This window comes from Streptomyces poriferorum (assembly GCF_019399235.1).
GTDB classification, from domain to species: Bacteria; Actinomycetota; Actinomycetes; order Streptomycetales; family Streptomycetaceae; genus Streptomyces; species Streptomyces poriferorum.
Genome location: NZ_JAELVH010000034.1, coordinates 1 through 20,551 on the forward strand (window position 1 = coordinate 1; position 20,551 = coordinate 20,551).

Here is a 20,551-nt window from a genome sequence, read left to right on the forward strand (position 1 = left end):
ACCCGTTCCGGTCACCCGGCCAGGCCGGTCACTACTGGCTCATCACGCCCATGGACGGGTCCGTGTGACCGCTCGCAGCTCACGGGCCCTCCCGAGAGCCCGCCCCACCCCCTCGTCTGGAGAACCGTTCATGACGCACGATCCACACCACCCCAAGGAACAGATACCGCTGACGAAGCCGCCTGCGCTGACGGAACGTGTACGGCAGGCACTCGGACGGGCTGCTTCAGACGGAGCAAGTTGTCGGGTAAGGAGTCCTTACCCGACCTCCGCCCCAGGGGAGGCGGAGGCATCCGGCGCCGAGGCAGCACCGGAGTCGGCCGGCCCGGGGGAGCTGGCCGGGTCAGGAGACACCAAGCCATCGTCGAGCGTGCCGCAGCAGCCAGCGCCGCGTCGCCGCCTGCGTGACAAGCAGTTGCGCGAGCGCCGCGTCCACCCCCGCTACAACGACCACGAGTTCGCCCTCGTCAAGAACGCCGCCGCTCTGAGCGGCATGGCGACCGGCGGCTACGTGGCCGAGTGCTCCCTTGCCGCTGCCCGTGCCAGCGACCCCACCGCAGCTGTCGCCGACTATCGCGCCATGGTGAAGACGCTCATGGCCGCCAACGGACAGCTCGGCAAGATCGGCAGCAACCTCAATCAGCTCACCCATCACCTCAACAAGGACGGCGCCTGGCCCCACCCCGCCACCGTCCAAAGGCTCCTGGCCCGCGTCGAGGCGTCCATCGACGACCTGGACACCGCCATCGCCCAGGTCACTGAGGCCCGGTGAGCCGGTGATACCCAAGATCATTCTCGGCGTGGGCCCGAAAGCCACGCAACGCACCATCGCCTACCTCTTCGGCAAGGGGCGGGCCAACGAGCACACCGACCCACACCTGGTGGCCTCCTGGAACGGCTTCGCCCCAGACCCCGGCCGCAGCCCCCACCGCGACCCGAAGGATGTGGAGGCCCAGCTCGTCGCACAACTCGACCAGCCCGTGAAGATGCTGGGCGACAAGGCACCCAGGGACACCGTGTGGCACTGCCCCGTCCGGGCCGCGCCCGAAGACCCGATCCTCAGCGACGAGCAGTGGGCGGACATCGCCCGCCGAATAGTGGCCTCCGCCGGCATAGCCCCCGGCGGGGATGAGGAAGCCTGCCGCTGGGTGGCCGTCCGTCACGCCGACGACCACATCCACATCGCCGCCACCCTCGTACGCCACGACGGCCGAAGGCCCGAGCGTGGCTACGACCAGCGCGCAGTCCAGCGTGAGGCCCGCTCAATCGAGGCCGACTACGGGCTCCGGCGGTTGAAGCCGGGCGACGGCACCGGCGCCAAACGGCTCACCAGCAAGGAGCACTTCAAGGCCAAACGCCTGGGCCAGGGCGCCGCCGCCCGTGACGTCCTGCGTCTGCGGGTACGCCGCGCGGTTGCCGCCGCGTCCGACGAGGCCGAGTTCTTCGCGCTGCTGGAGACCACAGGCGTGGCTGTGCGCTTCAAGCGCGGCCCCTCCGGTGATGCGCTCGGCTGCAACTTCGCCCTGCCCTACGACACAAACGACAAGGGCGAGCCAGTCTTCTATGCGGGCTCCACGCTCGCCCCCGACCTGTCTCTGCCCAAGATCCGCAAGAGCCTCGCCACCACCAGCCCCGAACCGGTCACCGTCCGGCCGGGCAACCCATGGCACCAAGCCACCGCCGCCGCAGAACGAATCCCCCACCACCTCACCCACGGCGACGACCAGACCGCCCAAGGCCAACTGGTGCTACTCGGCGCGACGCTGGATCTGTTGCCGATCAACGCACCGACCGCGGTGAAGGCCGAACTGGAACGAGCCGCTGTCGCCTTCGAGCGCGCCACCCGCTCCCGCATCGCGGCCGACCTCGCCAGCACCCACGCTCTGCGGCGCGGAATCCAAACAATCTGGCGAGACCGGCCCTCGGACGGCGACGGGTCCGGAATCGCCATGCTGCTGGACACCGTGCTCACAGCAGTAGCGCTCGCCATGCACTGGCACCGCACCCACCAGCACGCCCAGCAGGAAGCGGCAGCAGAACAGGCCCTCGTACACCTTCAGGTCGCGTACGCCCAGGTCGCCGAGCCGGTCCTGACTGGCCTCGCACAGCGCGCCCCCAGTCCCCAGATGAAGCACCGCTACGCCCACCACCTCCAGCAGGCCGTGCCGGAGCACGCCGAGCGCATCCTCGACGACCCCGCCTGGGACGCACTCGCCGCCGTGCTCGCCGAAGCAGAGGCTGCCGGGCACAACGCGACGACCGTGCTCGTTCAGGCCCTCGGGCAGCGCACCCTGGACGATGCCCACAGCCCCGCCCGCGCGCTGACCTGGCGCATCCGCCGCCTGGGTGACCGTCACGCCCCTGGTCCCCGCGCACAGGCGGCCAGGGCGCGCAGCGCCACGCACCGCGCTGCCGCCCCGATCCACTCGGCAGCAGCGCCTCCGCCGCCGCAGGCACCGCCAGCACGGCGGCGGTGATCAGGCCGGTGCGGACAGTTTGGGAGTAAGCAGCTCCAGCGCCTCTTCCCAGCGGTACTGGTCCGCGCCACCGCCGGCCTTCGGCTTATGGGGCTCGTACGAACCGATCAGGACGCCCATCTCGCGCAGCCGCTCCAGGCTCTGGCTGTATGCGGGATGGGCGGCCTGCGCCGAGTTCAGGTAAGGCATGACGGCAGTAGGGATGCCGAAGCCGTACGCCTCGCACAGGATGCCCAGCGCCAGGGTGTCCGAGATCCCGGCAGCCCATTTGTTGATCGTGTTGAAGGTGGCCGGGGCCACCGCGATGGCGTCGGCGGGCGGCAGCGGCCGTGGGTCGCCGGGCGAGCGCCAGGCCGAGCGGATCGGGTAGCCGGTCTGTGCCTCGACCGCCTCGGCGTCTATGAAACCGAGGCCCTGCGGGGTGGCGACGACACCCACATCCCAGTTCGCCTCCTGGGCCGCAGTGATCAGGATGCCGACGTCGCCGGCGATGCCGGAGGCGCACACGACGACGTACAGGAAGGGCTTCTTGGTCTGCCGGTCCGGCTGATCACTCACGCGGGGACTCCCAGTTGACGGTTGAAACGGTGCAGTTCCGGCAGCGTACGGCGGCGGTCGCGGGCGGCCATGTCGGCAACCAGCTCACGGACGGCCGGGCGACGGATGTCCTGGGCCGCGCAGCTTTCTGCGATGCGAAGGGCCTGGTACCCGTCCGCCAGGCGGCCCTGCTGGCTGTAGGCGCGTCCGGCCTCGATCCACAGGGCGGCACGACGCTCGGGGACGGGGATATGGCGGCGCATGAGAGGCCGGGCGGTGTCCAGAGCGACCCCCGCGTCGCCGAAGACGACGGCCGCGCTGAGTCCGTGCAGGGCGACGTTCGTCGGGCTGAAGTTGGCCCAGGCGTCGGGGCTGTCGAGTGCCACGTAGCGGGCGACTTCCTTCGCCTCGGTGAGGAAGTCCCGGGTGGCGGAGCGGTCGCCGCCGCTGCTGGCGGCGGTGACTCCGCGCAGAAGCAGGAGTCCGAGTGCCGCGAGGTACTTCGGGGAGCGCTGGTCGTACGAGCCCGTGAGCTGGTCGGCGGTGTGCCGGACGAGGGCGACGGCCTGAGCGGTGTGGCTGTCACGGGCCAGGGCGTGGGCGTGAACGCGGACGCTGGAGGCGAGGACGACGGGATCGCCGGAGCGTTCGGCCTCGGACATGGCGCGTCCGACCGCGAGCCAGGCATTGCCCTGGTCGCTCTGCTTGAGCAGCAGGCTTGCCGAGGTCTGGTACACCGTGGCGAGGAGCCCGGACAGGTCGCTCGATCCGGGACTGTCGCTGATGGCCTGCCGTAACTGCCCGATCAGGACGGGCAGTGTGCCTTCCAGCTTTGTGTAGTCGCAGGTGCAGAAGAGGCGTCGTACACCAGCGACTTGGTGTCGCATGCTCTGGAGATCCGGCACCGGTTCGGCAGTCACACGGGGTGTTCCAGGCAGCAGGGACTGGACCAGGTCCTGATGGGCGGTGCTGGGGAGGGTCGGTGCCGCGAGCGCGGCGATGCCGGCGGCGAGAACGGTACGGCGGTGCATGTCCTCTGTCTCGGGTTCGGAGTGGTTGATGTTCGAGGTGGCGGCGATGCCGAGGCGGTGTGGCGGAATCGCCAGCACGCGCGAGACCTCGCGCAGCATGCGGATGTCGTCCGTGCCCCTGCCGCCTTCCAGGCGGCTCACCTTGGACTGGTGATAGCCCAGGGCGGAGGCGACTTCCCGCTGCGAGCGCCGCTGTAATACGCGAGCCTGGCGGATCACTTCACCGATCCGTCTCGCTTCGCTGTGCTCTTCGGCCATCTGTGCCACGGCTCCTCCCGCCGTCGCCGATCCTGCCTTCCCAACCGAGCGTAAGGGACTGGCAGTGCACTGTGATGCAGCTCCTGCATAGACGATGCAGCACCCGCACACGCCCTGGTTCGAGAGGCCCGTCCGGCGGTTACGTGGAGTGGCCGAACCGATCAGGAGGCCGCTCATGGAAGCGCACCACATCCGGATTCCCGTCCCCGGCACCCCTGCCGGCGCCGCGTCGGCGCGCCGGCAGATCGCCGAGGAGATACGGGAATGGGGCGCCGCTCTCGGACCTGCACTCCTGGACGCGGCTGTGCTGGTGGCCTCGGAGCTGATCACCAACGCGGTACGGCACGCACACAAAGGACCGATCACAGCCGGTGCCTACCTCAGCGACGAGACGCTGCGGATTGCGGTGATCGATACCAGCTTCGACATCCCGGAAGTCGGCCTGCCGGACGCGGAGGAGGAAGACGGACGCGGCCTGTTCCTCGTCGCCGCACTCGCCGACCGCCACGGATTCGACCCGCTGCCTTCCGGCAAGCGCTGCTGGGCCGAGCTCGATCTCAGCGCTCCGCTTCCCACCGTCGCCACACACGTGCCCCAGATGAGGAGCTGACTGTTGCCAGCCGTACGCATTCCCCCAGTCGCCGCAGAAGTGGTCGCCGTGCGCCCGAGCGTTCCGCTCGCCGGGGCCGTGACCGTAGACGGGTCGAAGAACGCGGCCCTGCCCCTGCTGGCCGCCGCCGCAGCCATGCACCGCCCGGTGCACCTGAGCAACGTCCCGGCCAACACGGATGTCGGAACGATGCTCACCCTCCTCCAGCAGACCGGCTGGCACGCGGCCCGCCCGGTCAGCGATCCACACACCACGGTGATCCTGCCGAGCGACAAACAACGCCCGGATCCCGATCCCGAGATCGCTGCGCGCATCAGGGCCTCGTACTACCTGGTCCCGGCACTTCTCGGCGCCTATGGGCGGGCCCGGTTGCCGTGGCCGGGCGGCTGAGCCATCGGGGAACGCGGGATGGAGCAGCACTTCAAGGTGTACGAACGGTTCGGAGACCGCTCGACCGTCGATGACCGCGGCTACCTCGTGGAAGCAGCCACTGGCGGACGCGGGACGGTGTCGATCATGCTCCCCTTCCGGTCCCGCGGAGCGAGCATTGCCGCTGTCCTGCGTGCGGTCGTCGCCGGACGGCCGCTGCGACTGGGCCAACCGAATCTGTCGCCCGAAGTGCTCAGTGTCGTAGTGGCGTTGAGGATCTCCGGGTGGGAGTGCCGGGTCAGCGAGGCTGTCCTCACCCTTCAGCCTCCTCGATCCGTTTCCGGCGAGGAGATTGCGTGGAGGGTGCCTGGCGACAAGATCGAAGCAGGCACCCTGGCCTGTGCAGTCGCGGTAACAGGCGGCAACGCGCACATCCTCGGTGTACGCCGCGACGACATCACCCCCCTGATCACCGCGCTGCGCTGGCTCGGCATTCCCGCCGACGCCGAGGACGGCACCCTCACGGTGCAGGCCCAGGACGCTCAGCCCACTGGCCGACCACTGCGAGCCATTGCCTCTCTGTCCCCGGGCGGTCTGGACGCGGACTTCGAGCCCGCGCTGCTGGCCCTGGCCCTCATCTTGCCCGGCACGCACCTGTTCGCCGACGACATCAATCCCGGTCGCCACCGCAACCTGCTGCCCCAGCTCGGCCGCCTCGGAGCCACGATCGACGAGCTGTCGCCCACACAGTGCCGCTTCGCCGGGCCGCAGCAGCTGACCGGTGCCGGGGTGGAGGCCTCCGACATCCGCACGGGTTCCGCCCTGCTCATCGCCGGCCTCACCGCTCGCGGCGTGACCACCCTCGGCGGCCTCGAACAGCTCCGGCGCGGCCACGCCGACCTGCCCGTCAAGCTGCACGCCCTCGGAGCCGACATCTGCGAGGTGATCCCGTGAACCGGCAACTGCGGCAGATCATCGCGACGACTGACGTCCACTCCGCCTTCGACTCGGCGGCTCCGATGCTCGCCCACCTCCACGCTGCGAGGCCCGACAGCCTGATCGTGGACTGCGGAGACTTCTTCGAGGGGAGCGGCTACTACCACCTCGGCGAGGGACGCATCGAGCGCCAAGCCCTCACCACCCTGTACGACCTGCTCGCGCCCGGAAACCACGGGTGGCCGCACTACTTCGAGCCGCAGCTGCGCCGGATGACGGTGTGCGCGAACACGACCGACGACTACGGCACGCCCCTCTTCAACCGCGTACGCATCCAGCACATCGGAGGACGACGAGTCGCTGTCACCGCAGTCATGGGGCCGCAGGCGTTCAACGCCATCCCTGCCGACCAGCGCGCCGGCCACCGCATCAGCAACCCGGCACAGGCGCTGCACGAAGTGATGCAGGAGAACCACCACAGGGCTGACTCGTGGATGGTGCTCTCCCACTCCGGCTTCGATGAGGACCTGAAGCTGGCCGCAGCCTGCCCGCGCGCCGATGTCATCTTCGCCGGGCACTGCCACAGCGACAGCTTCGGCCCCGTGCACGTCGGGGACACCCTCGTGGTCAAGGGCCGCGAGCTCGGTGCCGGATACGCCGCCGCCGAGCCTGTCGGCAGTGGGTGGGGAGCCCGCATCGGGTGCTTCCCCGACGCTCATTCCGTTCCTCACGAACTCACCTCGCTGATGGAGAAGATCTCAGCCATCGGACTGCGGCTGAGAAGCCCCCTCGGCGGTGTGGACGAGCGCCTCCGCGATGCGCCCTTGGATCGCCGCGGACTGCTCGAAGAGATCGCCTGCCGACTGCACTCCGGCCTCGGCGCTGACGCGGTCATCCTCAACGAGACCGCCCTGCGTCCCGTGCCACTCGGCGCCACGCTGACCCTCGGCGACCTGCTGGCCATCGAGCCCTTCGGCAACCAGCTCGTGCATGCCTTCCTCCCCGAGCAGCACGTCCAGGACCACGGCAAGCTGCTCAACCACCTCACCGAACTCGTCGGGCCCTTAATCGTCGCCCCTGCGCCTCTTCCCCCGACGATCCGAACCGTGCTGACCACCGACTACCTCGCCGACAGCTACCTCGACGGGCGAACTCATCAAGCAGGCATACGCCTTCGCCAAGCCGTAAGCCATGTCCTGACCACCTCGCTCCTCAGCTCCGCCGACTCCCAAGAAGGAGGCCAGTAATGATCCTCACCGGACCTGAGATCAAGGCTGCCGTGGCCAACGGGCGCTTACGGATCACCCCCTTCACCCCGGACCAGACGAACCCCAACAGCTACAACGTCCGCCTCGGTCCGACCTTGCTGACGTATGCCGCCAAGGTGATCGACGCCCACCAGACCAATCCCACGCGCTCGATCCTGATCGGCGACGACGGATACGTCCTGCAGCCCGGCGAGCTGTACCTCGGCCACACCGTCGAGGAGGTCGGCTCGGACATCTTCGTCCCCCTGCTCTTCGGCCGCTCCTCGGTCGGACGCCTCGGCCTGTTCGTCGAGATCACCGCACCGATCGGCGACATCGGCTTCCACGGCCAGTGGACCTTGATGCTCTCGCCCATCCGCCCGCTACGGGTGTACGCGGGCATGAAGGTCGGCCAGATCATGTTCTTCGTCTCCACCGGTGACGTCGACCTGTATCGCGGGAAGTACCAGGGCGCCGCCGGCCCCCAGTCCTCCCGCTACTGGCAGGACACCGCGCCCATCCAGGCGGTCGCCTCGTGATCCTCACAGGCTCAGCCATCGCCGCTGCCGTCAGCACGGGAGAGATCACCATCTCGCCCTATGAGCCCGAGCGGATCTCACCCAATGCGTACGACTGGCGGCTGGGCGACACGATCCGCATCTGTGACGGCGACCTCGACGCCGCCTCCCGCACCGCCTTCACCGAACATCCCATCCCCACCTCCGGTTTGGTCCTGAAACCCGGAGTGCTCTACCTCGGCATCACTCTGGAGAAGACCGGCTCGGAAACGTACGCACAACTCCTCAACGGGAACCGCACCATCGGCGCGCTGGGCATCTGGGTCCACGTCTCCGCCCCGCTCGGCCACCAAGGCCACGCGATCCGCTGGACCTTGGAGATCCGTGTCGCCAGGCCCGCCCGCGTCTATCCGGGGATGACCTTCGGCAAGCTCGTCTTCCTCGCCACCGTCGGCAGCCCGGCCAGTTACCAGCAACAACGCGCCAAGTACGCGACGACGAACGGCATCGACATCTCCCGCCTGTACGAAGAGATCCCCCAAGGAGCTTTGTGAAGTCCGTCGTTCGCCCAACCGCGGGCCCTCTGGCAGCTACCTTCCTCGACCTTCCGGCCGGTAGCCCCGGCGGGAGCGTCGAACTCTTCCTCGACCTCTATACCGGCGCCGAGCCCCTCATTCCCGCACGGGCCTTCATGCTGGCACCCCCGGGCCCCAGGCCCCGCCTCCCATCGGGCCTCGACCTGCTTGCCGTGTCCGGGAAGTGTCTGGAAGGTGCCGGCTTCAGTCGCTACGTCGCAGCCCTGCGCCGGGCCCTGGTGACAGCGATCGATCCAGCGCAGATCGGCGTTCTGCACTTGCACCATCTCGCGTTCGGCGCCACCCCCGCGCTACTCCGGGCACTTCCGGCACACCCGAGGATCGCGATGGTTCACGGCACCGACCTGCTGTTTGCCGAGGCCCACCGCGACCAGCTCCAGGTGCTGCGCGAGACAGCGAGGGCCGCCGACGCCATCGTGGTCTCCACCGGTGCCATGGCCGATCACCTGCTCAAACTCGCCCCACAAACAGACCGCCGCAAGGTCGTCCACATCCCGTGGGGCATCCCCGACCATCTGCTCACTGATCCACCGGCCCGGCCCGCTCGGACGTCAACCAGCCATCTGCGAGTCTTGTACGCAGGACGGCTGGCATCCGAGAAGGGGGTCGAGCGCCTCATCACCGGCCTGGCGCCCATTCCGGGCGTCGAGCTGAGCGTCGCCGCCCCCAGAGCCCAGTTCCGCGCCCTGACCCCGCTGCTCCAGCGGGCCGGCGTGCGGGCCCGCTATCTCGGCTGGCTCCGCCGTCCACAGCTCTGGAAAGCCTTCACCGAGCACGACGTGCTGGTCCTGCCGTCCACCACCCTGGAGGCCATGGGCCTGGTCGCGCTGGAGGCCCAAGCCTGCGGCCTGCCTGTTCTGTACCAGCCCGTGCCCGGGCTCACCGAGGTCCTCGCAGGGTCCGGAGTTGCCACCGACTTCACGCAGTCCTCCGCGCTCGCCCGCGACCTGAACCGGCTGCGGACCGCACCGGGACTGCTGCCCGCTCTCCGACGGGCCGGCTACGCGAACGCCGCCCGCTACCCACTATCGACGACCGCTCAAGCCCTGACGGACCTGGGCCGTCAGCTCACATGAACGTCGCACAGCAGACGATCCCGCCACGCCGATCGCCCACCGGACCCGCCCACGTCACTACGCTGACCCGGCGGGATGCACACGGCGAACAGGGAGACCATGACGTACCGCACCGACAGCATCGAACAGCTCCTGAGTGAAGGCGTCCGCGACAAGGTCTACCCAGGCGCCGTATGGGCCGTCGGTGACGCTGCCGGCATCCACGCCTCCGGCTCCGCCGGAGTGCTCGACCCCGACGACCCCGGTACGCCGATGCGGCCCGACACCATTTTCGATGCCGCCAGCCTGACGAAGATCCTCGCGGTGTGGGCCTCGATCGGAGCCCTCTGGGAGGAAGGCAAACTCGATCTCGACATCCCACTCGGCACCTTCTGGTCCGAAGTCGACGGCCACCCGCTCGGGGGCGTAACCGCCCGACAGCTGCTGACGCATTCCGCCGGTGTCCCGCTACGAGCACAACTCAAGAACCTCTACGGCACGGACCCACAAGACGTTCGTGACGGAGTCCTCCACGAAGCCCTGCACCGTCCCCCCGGCGAGGCCGTCGAGTACACCGATCGAGCCGCCCTCATCCTCGGCTACCTTGCCGAGCATCTGGCCGGCCAACGCCTCGACGAGGTCGCGACTCAGCGGACCTGGCAGCCACTGGGCATGAATACGACCTGCTTCGGGCCGCTGCCCACCGAGACCGCCTCACGATGCGCCCCGACCGAACTCGACCCGGAGACCGATACCCACCTCAAGGGCATTGCCCACGACTTCTCCGCACGGCTCCTGGGTGGAGTGTGCGGAATCGCCGGCGCCTTCACCGTCATGGACGATCTCGGCGCATTCCTGCGCTACATGCTCAACCCCACCAACGCACCCAGCCGGGCGGGGTTCGGTGCCGCCTGGACCGCGGAATCGCTGACCTTCCAGACCGGTGAGCTGCAGCCGGTACGCGGCCTGTTCTGGCACCCCGCGCCCGGTACTGCGGCGGCCGGTCACGTCTGGGTCCACTACGGGTTCACAGGCACCGGCATGTGGATCTCACCCAGTCAGCAACGTTGGGCAGTGCTCCTGACCAACAAGCTCTACTACACCCGCGATCGACAGCCCCTGACGGACATCCGCAACGCCTTCCGGGGGCTTGCCTTCGAGTGAGATGGCGGGCGCAAACGCTGTCCTGGACCGAGGGCCGCGAACGCCGCCGAGCGGCCGAGGTACCCGTGCGACTTCGCTACCAAGGACTGGTTTCGGTCTGCTATCGCTTCGCGACGTCGGACACCGCGGTGGCGGAGGTGTTGCCTACTGGAACATCTCCGTCAACGGCACTCCGACGCCTGTCGGCGGATGCCAGTTCAAGCTGAACGCCGGGGACAAAGTCACCTTCACCTGGACCACCGTCCAGAACCGTCTCGCCTTGTCCACTGTGACCGCCGCCCCGGCCCGCAAACCGTGCAGACGTGTGCCAGTACCTCGGCTCCGCGCCCAATGCGCATGTCCGTGACTGTTGACCGCCCTGCGGCGGCCGGGCCGTTGTGTGTTCGGGCCGCCGCAGGGCGTCGATCATCTGGGAAGGTCAGGCACCCCAGCGCAGGGCGATCGTGTCACCGGCGTTGATCACCTTTCCGCGGGTGGCCGCGGCGAAGGAGGAACCGTCAGTGCTGACCTTCCACGTGTTTGAGCCGCTGTTCGCCTTGCCGTTGAGGGCGGTGATCGTGCCCGTTCCCGACGAAGGCGTCACACTGCTCACGCAGCCGGACGGCGTCGCCCCGGTCGTGGCAGCGTCCAGGATGGCGCCGAGCGTGGTGGTCGTGCCCGTCGGCGTGAAGGCGACGGAGCAGACCTTCAGGCCGCCGGCCCCGTCGTCGACGGTCAATGCCAGCTTGGTGGCGGTACCGGAGGTGAACGTCCCCTGCGCCACCCACGTCGGGGCCCCGCTCGTCACGGGCGTCGGCGGCGCGGCGGTGAACCCGCCGCCGGCGACGGCGCGCAGACCGTCGATCGACGCGTACGCGGAGGGAGTGGTGTCGCTGGGCAGATACTTGAAGCCTCCGCCCGGGTTGAACTGCTGGGCGATGAGGAAGTCGACCGGGGTCTTGCCGGCCGAGGTGAGGAAGTCACCGGTCTGCGGGTTGATGCCGCAGGCGTTGAGTCCGGAGACGGCCCAGCCGTTGGAGTCGGTGTTGACGCCGAACATGGCGTTGAAGGCGCCGCTGCCGGTGACGAGCTTGCCCTTGAGGAACGCCTTGGCCTGGGTGATGTCGGTGTCGGTGTTCGCCACGCCGGAGACGCAGAGCGCGGCCATCGCTGCGCCGGTCATGTCGATGTCGCTGGTCGAGGCGAGCGCAGTCGGGTCGCCTTCGGCCTTGCTGAAGTTCCAGCCGCCGTCGTTGTGCTGGTTGGCGCGGATGCGCGTGACGAGGGAGGTGCGCAGCGACTGCGGTATGCGGACGGCTCCCGCCTGGGTCTTTGCGCCGCTGAGAGCCAGGGCGGCGAAGACGGTGCCGTTGAAGTTGGCGGACGGGCCGAAGTAGCCGGGCTCGGCGTTCTGCCAGTAGCCGTAGATGTCGGCGACCAGGTTGCGGGAGGCGGAGACGCGGGCCGGGTCGATGCCGGCCGCGTAGGCGTTCAGTGTGGCGCGCTCGTAGTCGGTGACCACCGGTGTCGCCGACGGCCAGCCCGCCGTGGAGAGGAGGGTGCGGTACACCGATCTCGCGTTTTTCGTGGTGTCGCCGCCCGGGGTGACGTCGACCGCGGCGGTGCCCGCCGAGGCGAGTGCGCTGAAGGCCCATTCGTTCGACAGTCCGGATCCGGCGTACGAACCATCGGCCGCCTGAAGGGACTTGAGGTAGGTGACGCCGTTCGTCTTCGATGTGGCGATCTGCGCCGGGGTGGCCGTGGCGGCAGCCGGCAGGGCGCTCAGGCAGAGCGCCCCGAGGGACACGGCTGCGGTGAATGCAAGACGAGGTGACATACGTGGACGGGTCATGGCCTGCTCCTGGGATGAGGGGCGCGCCGACCGGGCCCGCGGCCCACCTCGGAGAGGGCGGCAGCGAGCAGGTGGGCCGCCCGAACGCGTGGACCGGCTTCCTGGAATACGTCGCCGCGTGGGCATTCGGGCTCGGGACGGCCCCCAGCCGTCCCACTACCGCTGCGCGTCAGCCCCGGAGTCTCACCGGGTTCCCCCATGTGGCAGCCCAGGACGCTACCTCAGGCGAACCGGTCCTGCCAGCAGCCCCGTGAGGCGGCATGTGCGCTGAGCGACGTCCCCTTGACGCCGTGTGTATCAGCGTGCTGCAATCCGCCTGATAAGCACTGAGTTCCAGGGGAAGCCGGTCGAAGTCCGGCGCTGACCCGCAACCGTAGGCCCGGCAACAGCCGGGCGAGCCGGATTACCTGGGGCCTGATCTGCAGCGAGAAACGCCGTCGCGGACTACGGCGTGGTCGACAAGCCCCACCCACGGTCAACTCTGGGGTGAGGGCGTCTTAGCCACGTTGTTCATGTCCCCGCGGAGACATGACGAGGGGACCGTGGTGGGGACCGCACAGCGAAGAGACCGGCAGGTGGGGGCCAGAGCCTTCCTGGCCCTGATATCCGTGGCATTTCTCTTGCTTGCCATGTGCGTGACACTCGTCACGGTCACCCCGGCTGCGGCTGACCCCCTCGACGACTGCACGGCGACCGAAGGCGCAGTCGTGGCGGTCGACTTCGGGCCCTTCGGTGGTGGCGTGGAGCGCGGCTGCGACATGACGCCGACGACCGGTTACGAGCTTCTCCACGAGGCGGGTTTCACCACCGAGGGCACGCAGCACGACGGTCCGGCCTTCATCTGCCGACTCGGCCTGGGCTCCGGAACGCAGTACCCGACGACCGACCAGGAGTCGTGCGTACTGACCCCGCCGGCGACCGCGTACTGGTCGTACTGGATCGCCTCGCCGGGGCAGACCAAGTGGACGTACAGCCAGTACGGCGCCATGGACCGCAAGCCGAAGGACGGCGACGTGGACGCCTGGGTGTTCGGCGGCACCGACATCGGCGGGACCACCGGAAAGCCGGCCTTCACTCCGGACGACGTTCGCGCCGGTGGCGGCGGTGAGACACCGGATCCCGACGGCACGCCGACGGCCGCACCCGGTGAGATCGACGTGGCCGGTGCGACCGCCTGGGTCGACGGCCTGCTCAAGGACGGCGAACGCGTCGTCGACGACGGCGCCGACGCCCCGAACTACCTGCTGACCACCGAGGCCGCCTACGCGCTGGCCGCAGCGGACCCGGAGAGCGTCTCGCTCGGCAAGGTCACCACGTTCCTCGCTGCCCACGCCGACGACTACGCCTACGCCGCCGGCACGGACCAGGCCCCCGACGCCACCGCGGCAGCCCGCCTCGCACTCGTCGCCGAGGTCACCGAGGGCGACCCGCACCACTTCGGCGGCCACGACCTGATCGCCGACCTCCTGGACAACGTCTGCACCGCGGGCCCTGAATCGGGCACCCCCGAACCCGGTTGCACGGCCAAGGGCGACTTCCGCAACGCCGGCTACGGCGACGGCCAGGCGCTCGCCCTGCTCGCCGTGCTGCGCTCCGGCGCCGTGCCCCCGGCCGGGACGGTCGAGCGGCTGACCCAGCTCCAGTGCGACGACGGCGGGGTCACCAGCATCCTGATCCGACCCGGCGAGTACTGCGACGGCGACCCCGCCACCACCGGTCTCGTGGCCCTGGCCCTGCACGAGGCAGGTGGCCAGGACACGGCGGTTGGCAAGGCCCGGACGTACCTGAAGAAGGCGCAGCGAGCGGACGGCGCGCTCCCCGGCTACACCGGATCCACCACCGGCAGCATCTACGCGACCGCTTACGCGGCCCAGGCGCTGCGCATGCTCGACGACACCACGCAGGCCGATGCGGCCGTGTCCTGGCTGTCGCGCGAGCAACTGGACAGCGGAGGCTTCGGGTTCGAGGAAGCGGCCACCGACCCCGCTCTCTACGCGACCGGCCCGGCGGTGCTGGCCGGTGCGGACACCGACCTGACCCGCCTGACGACGAAGACGCCGGACCCGACCGATCCGCCGACGACGAAGCCACCCACGACCGAACCTCCCACGACTGACCCGACCCACCCGGCCGGCGAAGGACCCGACCTGAAAGAGGGTGTCGCCTACCTCACCAGCGCGGCCAACCTCAAGCAGGGGCAGTACTACGGCGACGGAACGGGCCGCGCGGACTTCGGCCTCACCATCGACGGCGCCTACGCCCTCGCCGCCACCGGCCTGAACACCAACAAGCTGCGCGGCATCGTCGACTTCCTCGACAAGGGAGGCAAGGACGCGAGCAGCCGCACCCTCCAGGACTGGACCGGAGCCGGCACGAAGTACGCACTCGGCGGCTCCATCGGCAAGGCCGCACTGCTCGCCGAAGCCGTAGGCCGCGACCCGCGCTCCTTCGGCGGCAAGAACCTCATCACCGCGCTCGACGAGGCCGTGTGCAAGGGGCCGAGCAAGGCCCCGGACCGCAGCTGCGCCGCCAAGGGCGCCTACACCTACGCCCCTTCGGTCTTCTCCCAGTCGCTGGCGGTCATGGCCCAGGTGCGCGCCGACGAGAAGGCAGCGGCACGGGAACCGATCGCCTACCTCGAGGGTCTGCAGCACAAAAGCGGTGCATGGCCCAGCCTGATCCCCGCCACGGGCGACTCCGACGTCGACTCCACGGCCATCGCGGCGATGGCCCTGGACCTCGTCGGCGGTGAGAAGGCGGACAAGGCGGTGGACAAGGCCCTGACGTGGATCGCGGGCAAGCAGCTCACCGACGGTGGCTTCCCCGGCGCGGCGGGCAACTCGGTCAACTCCGCGGCTCTCGCCGTCCAGGGGCTCTCGCTGGATGCGAAGCAGTACGCGGTCCAGATCGCCAAGGCGCGTAAGTTCCTCGCGGGCCAGCAGAACACCGACGGTGGATTCAACGTGGCCAAGGAAGGGCAGCGCGGCTCCGACCTTCGCGCCTCCACCCAGGCCGTCGGCGGCGCCACCGGCATTTCGTTCGGCACACTGGAGCGGAGCCTGACCGGCACCACCCCCCAGCCCACGCCCAGCCCCAGCTCCTCCACTCCGCTGATCGTCACTCCCGATGACTCGACAGAGGGTACGGGCGGCATGATCGACACCGACGCCGGCGGTTCCGGCGGGGGAGCGCTTGCTTCGACCGGGATCCAGATCGGTGCGCTCCTCGGTTTCGCGGTCCTGCTCGTCGGGGCCGGCTGGCGTGTCGTCGTCGTGACCCGTCGCCGGGCAGCCACCGGGGACCGGATATGAGGGCCCATGTGTGGCGAAGGGTTGTGCAGGCAGCTGCCGCCCTCCTCGCGTCGGCCGCAGCACTGACGGTGAACGTGCCCTCGGCAGCAGCGGATCCGCAGCCGATGGGCCGCTGCACCACCACCTCCGGAGCCGTGCTCGCGGTCGACTTCAGCCATTGGGGCGGCCCGGTCTACCGCTCGTGCGGCACGACGCCCACGACCGGTTACGAACTGCTCAACCAGGGCGGCTGGCGCACCACCGGCACCGGTCACGACGGGCCCGCATTCATCTGCCGCATCGGATACAGCGGGCAGCAGGGCGGCAAGCAGTACCCGACGCCCCAGCAGGACGACTGCGTGCTGACGCCGCCTGCCTCCGCCTACTGGTCGTACTGGCACGCGGACCCGGGCGCGAACTCCTGGGAGTACAGCCAGCTCGGCGCCATGCTCTACAAGCCGAAGCCCGGCAGCGTCGACCTCTGGATCTTCGGCGGTACGAACATCGAGGGCACCAAGGGTCGGCCCAAACTCACCCCGGACCAACTGCGCGCCCACAACACCAAGGCGACGGGCAAGGTCGGCACACCCGCATCGACCGACCGTGCCCCGGACCTTCCGCCCGGCACCGACACGGGTCCGAAGGCGCCTGAGCCGAAGAAGCCGAAGCCGGCGAAATCGGCTTCCGCATCGCCGAAGCCATCAAAGAGTCCCACGCCCAGCGCGTCGCCGTCAGCGTCGACCAGCCCTTCCCCCACCGCTGCACTCACACCGACGCAGAGCGGGCCGGCTGCTGGAACCAAGGTGGTCGATGCCGCCCCGGCGGCCGACGCGAAGACCGACGCCGGCTCTCTCGTGCCCGTGCTGGTGGGCGGCTCACTGATCGTGCTCGTCGGCGGAGCGGCCCTGTACGCCAAGCGCCGCCGCCGCACGGAGTGACCGGGGTGTCGCGCACCACTCCCGTGGCGGCCATGCCGATGTCCGGTCACACGCCGGACACCGGAGGCCGCCGGCTGCCCCGCGTACTGCACCCGGTCGCCTGGTGGATCTGGGCGCTGGCACTGGCCACCGCCGTCAGCCGTACCAACAACCCGCTGCTGCTGTTCCTCGTGCTCGCGGTGCTCGGCTACGTCGTCACCGCGCGCCGCACCGAGGCCCCCTGGGCCCGGGGCTTCAAGTACTACCTCTACCTCGCGCTCACCGTCGTCGCGATCCGGGTGCTGTTCCGGGCGGTGTTCGCCACCGGGATCACCCCGCACGATCACTTCCTCTTCTCGCTCCCGCACATTCCCACCCCTGACTGGTACGCCGGGATCCAGCTCGGCGGTCCCGTCTCGTTGGAGGCACTGCTCTCGGCGGCCACCGACGGGCTGCGCCTGGCCTGCATGCTGTGCTGCATCGGCGCCGCCAACACCCTCGCCAACCCCAAACGGGCCCTGCGCGTGCTGCCCGGCGCCCTGCACGAACTCGGCGTCGCCGTGACCGTGGCCATCAGCGTCGCCCCGCAACTCGTGCAGAGCGTCCAGCGGGTGGCCCGCGCGCGCAGGCTTCGGGCAGGCCGCAACAAGGGGCTCAAGGCTCTGCGGGGGATCGTCGTGCCCGTCCTGGAGGACGCCCTCGAACGTTCCCTGCGGCTGGCCGCCGGTATGGACTCCCGGGGCTACGGACGTGCGGGCACCGCCACCCGCAGCTCGCGGCGGATCACCGGCGCCCTCATGCTCCTGGGGATGTGCGGGCTGTGCGCCGGCGCGTACGGGCTCCTCGACGCGACCACACCCACCTTCCTCGGCCTCCCGGCCATGGCGGTCGGAGCCGTGCTCTGTGTGGCCGGTCTGCGTCTGGGCGGGCGCAGGGTCTCGCGGACCACTTACCGGCCCGATCCATGGCTGCTGCCCGAATGGGCGGTCGCCGGTGCGGGGGTGCTCTCCGCAGTGCTGCTCTTCAGCAACGTGGGCTACAACGCGGCCGAGCTCAACCCCTCCATCTACCCACTCAGCTGGCCGACGCTGCCGCTGGTGCCGACCTTCGCGATCCTGCTCGCCGGGAGTGCCGGGTTCCTCGCGCCGCCGCCGACCCCGCCGAACCCCATCGCTCCCCGACAGCGCGCCGAGAAAGCCGAAGCCACGTGATCACGTTCGACCAGGTCACCGTCCACTACGACGGCGCAGCAAAGCCCGCGCTGCGCGAGGTCGACCTCACCATCGAGGAGGGCGAACTCTGTCTCGTCGTCGGCCACACCGGCGTCGGCAAGTCCACCCTCCTTGGTGCAGTCAACGGACTGGTGCCGCACTTCACCGGCGGCACTCTCTACGGGCGCGTCACGATCGATGGCCGGGACACCGCAACCCACCCGCCCCGGGAACTCGCCGATGTGGTCGGGGTTGTGGGACAGGATCCGCTCGACGGATTCGTCACCGACACCGTCGAGGAGGAACTCGCCTACGCGATGGAGCAGCTGGCGATCCCGCCGACGGTCATGCGCAAGCGCGTCGAGGAGACCCTCGACCTGTTGGGCCTCGCCGACCTTCGCCATCGGGCCCTGCACGAACTGTCCGGTGGCCAGCAGCAGCGGGTGGCCATCGGCTCAGTTCTCACCGCGCACCCCCGCGTCCTCGTCCTCGACGAACCCACCTCGGCCCTGGACCCGACCGCGGCCGAAGAGGTACTCGCGGCCGTCACCCGTCTCGTCCACGACCTGGGCGTCACCGTTCTCATGGCCGAACACCGCCTCGAACGCGTCGTTCAGTACGCCGACCGCGTGGTCCACCTGCCCGGCAACGGCCAGGTCGTTCACGGCGCTCCCACCGACATCCTTCGTACGTCCTCCATCGCCCCACCGATCGTGGAACTGGCCCGCGCCGCAAGCTGGCACCCCCTGCCGCTGTCCGTCCGCGACGCCCGCCGCGCCGCCGCCCCACTCCGGTCCACACTGGCCGGCACAACACCCGCCCCGATCCGCCCGACCCCGGCCACCGACCGACCCGCGCTGCTGACCGCCCGGGGCGTAACCGTCAGCTACCACGGTGTCCCGGCCGTTCGCGAGGTCGACCTCGACCTGCACGGCGGTGAGATCACGGCACTGATGGGGCGCAACGGCTCGGGAAAGTCGTCGCTGCTGTGGGCGTTGCAGGGCTCCGGTCCGCGAAGGGCCGGCACGGTCCGTGTCACGGGAGCCGGCGCAACGCACGATCCGCACTCGCTGTCCGCGGTCCACGCGCGCCGCCTGGTCGGTCTCGTCCCGCAGACACCCGCAGATCTCCTCTACCTCGAAAGCGTCAAGCAGGAACTCGACCAGGCCGACAGCGAGTCCGCCAAGGAGGCGGAGTCCTCCGGGGCGCGAAGTATCCTCGACCGCCTGGCCCCCGGCATCCCCGACAGCACGCACCCCCGGGACCTGTCCGAAGGACAGAAGCTGGCGCTCGTCCTGGCGATCCAACTGTCCGCCGCACCCCGGATCGTGCTGCTCGACGAACCGACCCGAGGGCTCGACTACCGGGCCAAGGCGGAACTGACACGGATCGTTGCCGCACTCGCCGGCGAAGGCTGCTCGGTCGTCATCTCCACACACGACGTCGAGTTCGTGGCCCGGACCGCCGACCGAGTCGTGGTCATGGCCGAGGGCGACGTCGTCGCGGACGGCCCCACGTCCGAAGTCATCGTCGCCTCGCCGGTGTTCGCACCGCAGACAGCGAAGATCCTGGCACCGCTGCCCTTCCTCACCGTGGACCAAGTGACCTCGGCACTCGAATCGGCGGCCCCCACACCCCGCGACGGCGAGGACCGGGCATGAGCACGAGCGCCGCAACGGCCATCCGGCTCAACACCCGCGTCTCGCTGGTCATCGCCCTGGCCGCCTTCCTCGGCATGGTGGCGTTCTTCTGGCCCTTCGTCGTCGCGCCGGGAAAGTTCGGCTCGAACTACGCTCCGCCGCTCATCTTCGGGGTCCTGCTCGTCCTCGTGCTCTGCGTGGTGCTCTCCGAGATCGCCGAGGGCGGCATCAGCTCAAAAGCCCTGGCCATGCTCGGCGTACTGTCCGCCGTCAACGCCGCCCTGCGCCCCCTCGGCGCGGGAACCGCCGGCATCGAAACAGTCTTCTTCGTCCTGGTCCTGGCCGGACGCGTCTACGGTCCAGGCTTCGGGTTCACCCTCGGCTGCACCTCCCTCTTCACCTCCGCCCTGATCACGGGCGGAGTCGGTCCATGGATGCCGTACCAGATGTTCGGCTGCGCCTTCGTAGGGATGCTCGCCGGATTCCTTCCCCGTGCCACCGGACGCCGCGAGGTCCTGATGCTCGCCACCTACGGATCGCTCTCCGGCTACCTCTTCGGTTTCCTGCTCAATCTCTCCTTCTGGCCGTTCTCACTCGACCCCAACAGCTCCATCGCCTACCTTCCCGGCCTGCCGTTCACCGAGCAGTGGCACCGCTACCTCGCCTTCGACCTCGCCACGTCCCTCGGCTGGGACACCGGCCGGGCCGTCACCAACTTCATCTGCATCACGCTGGCCGGCCCGGCGGTACTCACCACGTTCCGCCGGGCCGCCCGACGCGCCCGCTTCCACGCCCCCGTGCGCTTCACGCCCACCGGACCAGCGGATTCAGACCCCCGTCCGTGAACCTCCGCTCCGACGACGC

16 protein-coding genes, 2 pseudogenes and 1 riboswitch are annotated in these 20,551 nt (G+C 69.6%); of the genes and pseudogenes, 15 read left to right on the forward strand and 3 right to left on the reverse strand.

The genetic code is table 11. The features are described 5' to 3' along the window. Nucleotides 1-370: 370 nt before the first annotated feature. Both JGS39_RS09125 and JGS39_RS09130 read left to right on the forward strand, forming a co-directional pair. Complete coding sequence (locus JGS39_RS09125; protein ID WP_219568257.1) at nucleotides 371-772, forward strand: plasmid mobilization protein; 402 nt, start codon at nucleotides 371-373, stop codon at nucleotides 770-772. 4 nt (nucleotides 773-776) lie between these two features. Then, a complete protein-coding gene (locus JGS39_RS09130) occupies nucleotides 777-2,477 on the forward strand; it encodes a relaxase family protein (RefSeq protein WP_219568258.1) in 1,701 nt (566 codons plus the stop codon). On the opposite strand, the gene JGS39_RS09135 is transcribed toward JGS39_RS09130, so the two are convergent. Together JGS39_RS09135 and JGS39_RS09140 are read right to left on the reverse strand one after the other, a co-directional pair. Next, complete coding sequence (locus JGS39_RS09135; RefSeq protein ID WP_219568259.1) at nucleotides 2,478-3,035, reverse strand: flavoprotein; 558 nt, start codon at nucleotides 3,033-3,035, stop codon at nucleotides 2,478-2,480. Further along, nucleotides 3,032-4,303 (reverse strand): helix-turn-helix domain-containing protein, encoded by a 1,272-nt coding sequence (locus tag JGS39_RS09140; RefSeq protein ID WP_219568260.1) that lies wholly within the window; start codon nucleotides 4,301-4,303, stop codon nucleotides 3,032-3,034. The genes JGS39_RS09135 and JGS39_RS09140 overlap by 4 nt, the downstream gene beginning before the upstream one ends. A 175-nt stretch (nucleotides 4,304-4,478) precedes the next feature. On the opposite strand from JGS39_RS09140, the gene JGS39_RS09145 reads away from it, so the two are divergent. The 8 genes and pseudogenes from JGS39_RS09145 to JGS39_RS40680 form a co-directional block, all read left to right on the forward strand. Beyond that, nucleotides 4,479-4,913, forward strand: coding sequence for an ATP-binding protein (locus tag JGS39_RS09145; protein WP_073736489.1), 435 nt, complete (start codon nucleotides 4,479-4,481; stop codon nucleotides 4,911-4,913). A gap of 39 nt (nucleotides 4,914-4,952) precedes the next feature. After that, a pseudogene (locus tag JGS39_RS09150) lies at nucleotides 4,953-6,236 on the forward strand (carboxyvinyltransferase). Next, nucleotides 6,233-7,465: a metallophosphoesterase gene (locus JGS39_RS09155; RefSeq protein ID WP_219568261.1), complete on the forward strand. Its 1,233-nt coding sequence runs from the start codon at nucleotides 6,233-6,235 to the stop codon at nucleotides 7,463-7,465. Before JGS39_RS09150 ends, JGS39_RS09155 begins: the two are co-directional and overlap by 4 nt. Continuing rightward, entirely contained in the window at nucleotides 7,465-8,004 is a 540-nt protein-coding gene (gene dcd, locus JGS39_RS09160; protein ID WP_073736492.1) for a dCTP deaminase, read from the forward strand. Before JGS39_RS09155 ends, dcd begins: the two co-directional genes overlap by 1 nt. Next, nucleotides 8,001-8,537 (forward strand): dCTP deaminase, encoded by a 537-nt coding sequence (locus JGS39_RS09165; protein ID WP_219568262.1) that lies wholly within the window; start codon nucleotides 8,001-8,003, stop codon nucleotides 8,535-8,537. The genes dcd and JGS39_RS09165 overlap by 4 nt, the downstream gene beginning before the upstream one ends. After that, complete coding sequence (locus JGS39_RS09170; RefSeq protein WP_308120273.1) at nucleotides 8,534-9,655, forward strand: glycosyltransferase family 4 protein; 1,122 nt, start codon at nucleotides 8,534-8,536, stop codon at nucleotides 9,653-9,655. The genes JGS39_RS09165 and JGS39_RS09170 overlap by 4 nt, the downstream gene beginning before the upstream one ends. A 99-nt stretch (nucleotides 9,656-9,754) precedes the next feature. After that, nucleotides 9,755-10,798, forward strand: coding sequence for a serine hydrolase domain-containing protein (locus JGS39_RS09175; RefSeq protein WP_219568263.1), 1,044 nt, complete (start codon nucleotides 9,755-9,757; stop codon nucleotides 10,796-10,798). Nucleotides 10,799-10,925: 127 nt separating this feature from the next. Beyond that, nucleotides 10,926-11,036: pseudogene (locus JGS39_RS40680) on the forward strand (DUF4430 domain-containing protein); the annotation flags it as partial. Nucleotides 11,037-11,216: 180 nt separating this feature from the next. On the opposite strand, the gene JGS39_RS09185 reads toward JGS39_RS40680, so the two are convergent. Continuing rightward, nucleotides 11,217-12,629 (reverse strand): prenyltransferase/squalene oxidase repeat-containing protein, encoded by a 1,413-nt coding sequence (locus JGS39_RS09185; protein ID WP_219568264.1) that lies wholly within the window; start codon nucleotides 12,627-12,629, stop codon nucleotides 11,217-11,219. Nucleotides 12,630-12,734: 105 nt separating this feature from the next. Then, a riboswitch (cobalamin riboswitch) is annotated at nucleotides 12,735-12,865 on the reverse strand. A 309-nt stretch (nucleotides 12,866-13,174) separates the two neighbouring features. Between JGS39_RS09185 and JGS39_RS09190 the strand changes: the two genes are divergently transcribed. From JGS39_RS09190 to JGS39_RS09210, 5 genes are read left to right on the forward strand one after another with little or no spacing between them, the layout of a single operon-like run. After that, entirely contained in the window at nucleotides 13,175-15,940 is a 2,766-nt protein-coding gene (locus JGS39_RS09190; RefSeq protein WP_219568265.1) for a prenyltransferase/squalene oxidase repeat-containing protein, read from the forward strand. Further along, nucleotides 15,937-16,857 (forward strand): hypothetical protein, encoded by a 921-nt coding sequence (locus JGS39_RS09195; protein ID WP_219568266.1) that lies wholly within the window; start codon nucleotides 15,937-15,939, stop codon nucleotides 16,855-16,857. The genes JGS39_RS09190 and JGS39_RS09195 overlap by 4 nt, the downstream gene beginning before the upstream one ends. A 32-nt stretch (nucleotides 16,858-16,889) precedes the next feature. Continuing rightward, the gene (locus tag JGS39_RS09200; protein WP_219568279.1) at nucleotides 16,890-18,047 is read left to right on the forward strand and encodes an energy-coupling factor transporter transmembrane component T; all 1,158 of its coding nucleotides are present in this window, start codon (nucleotides 16,890-16,892) and stop codon (nucleotides 18,045-18,047) included. Continuing rightward, nucleotides 18,044-19,708 (forward strand): ABC transporter ATP-binding protein, encoded by a 1,665-nt coding sequence (locus JGS39_RS09205; protein WP_219568267.1) that lies wholly within the window; start codon nucleotides 18,044-18,046, stop codon nucleotides 19,706-19,708. The genes JGS39_RS09200 and JGS39_RS09205 overlap by 4 nt, the downstream gene beginning before the upstream one ends. Continuing rightward, entirely contained in the window at nucleotides 19,705-20,532 is an 828-nt protein-coding gene (locus JGS39_RS09210; protein ID WP_219568268.1) for an ECF transporter S component family protein, read from the forward strand. Before JGS39_RS09205 ends, JGS39_RS09210 begins: the two co-directional genes overlap by 4 nt. The last annotated feature ends 19 nt before the right edge of the window (nucleotides 20,533-20,551 follow it).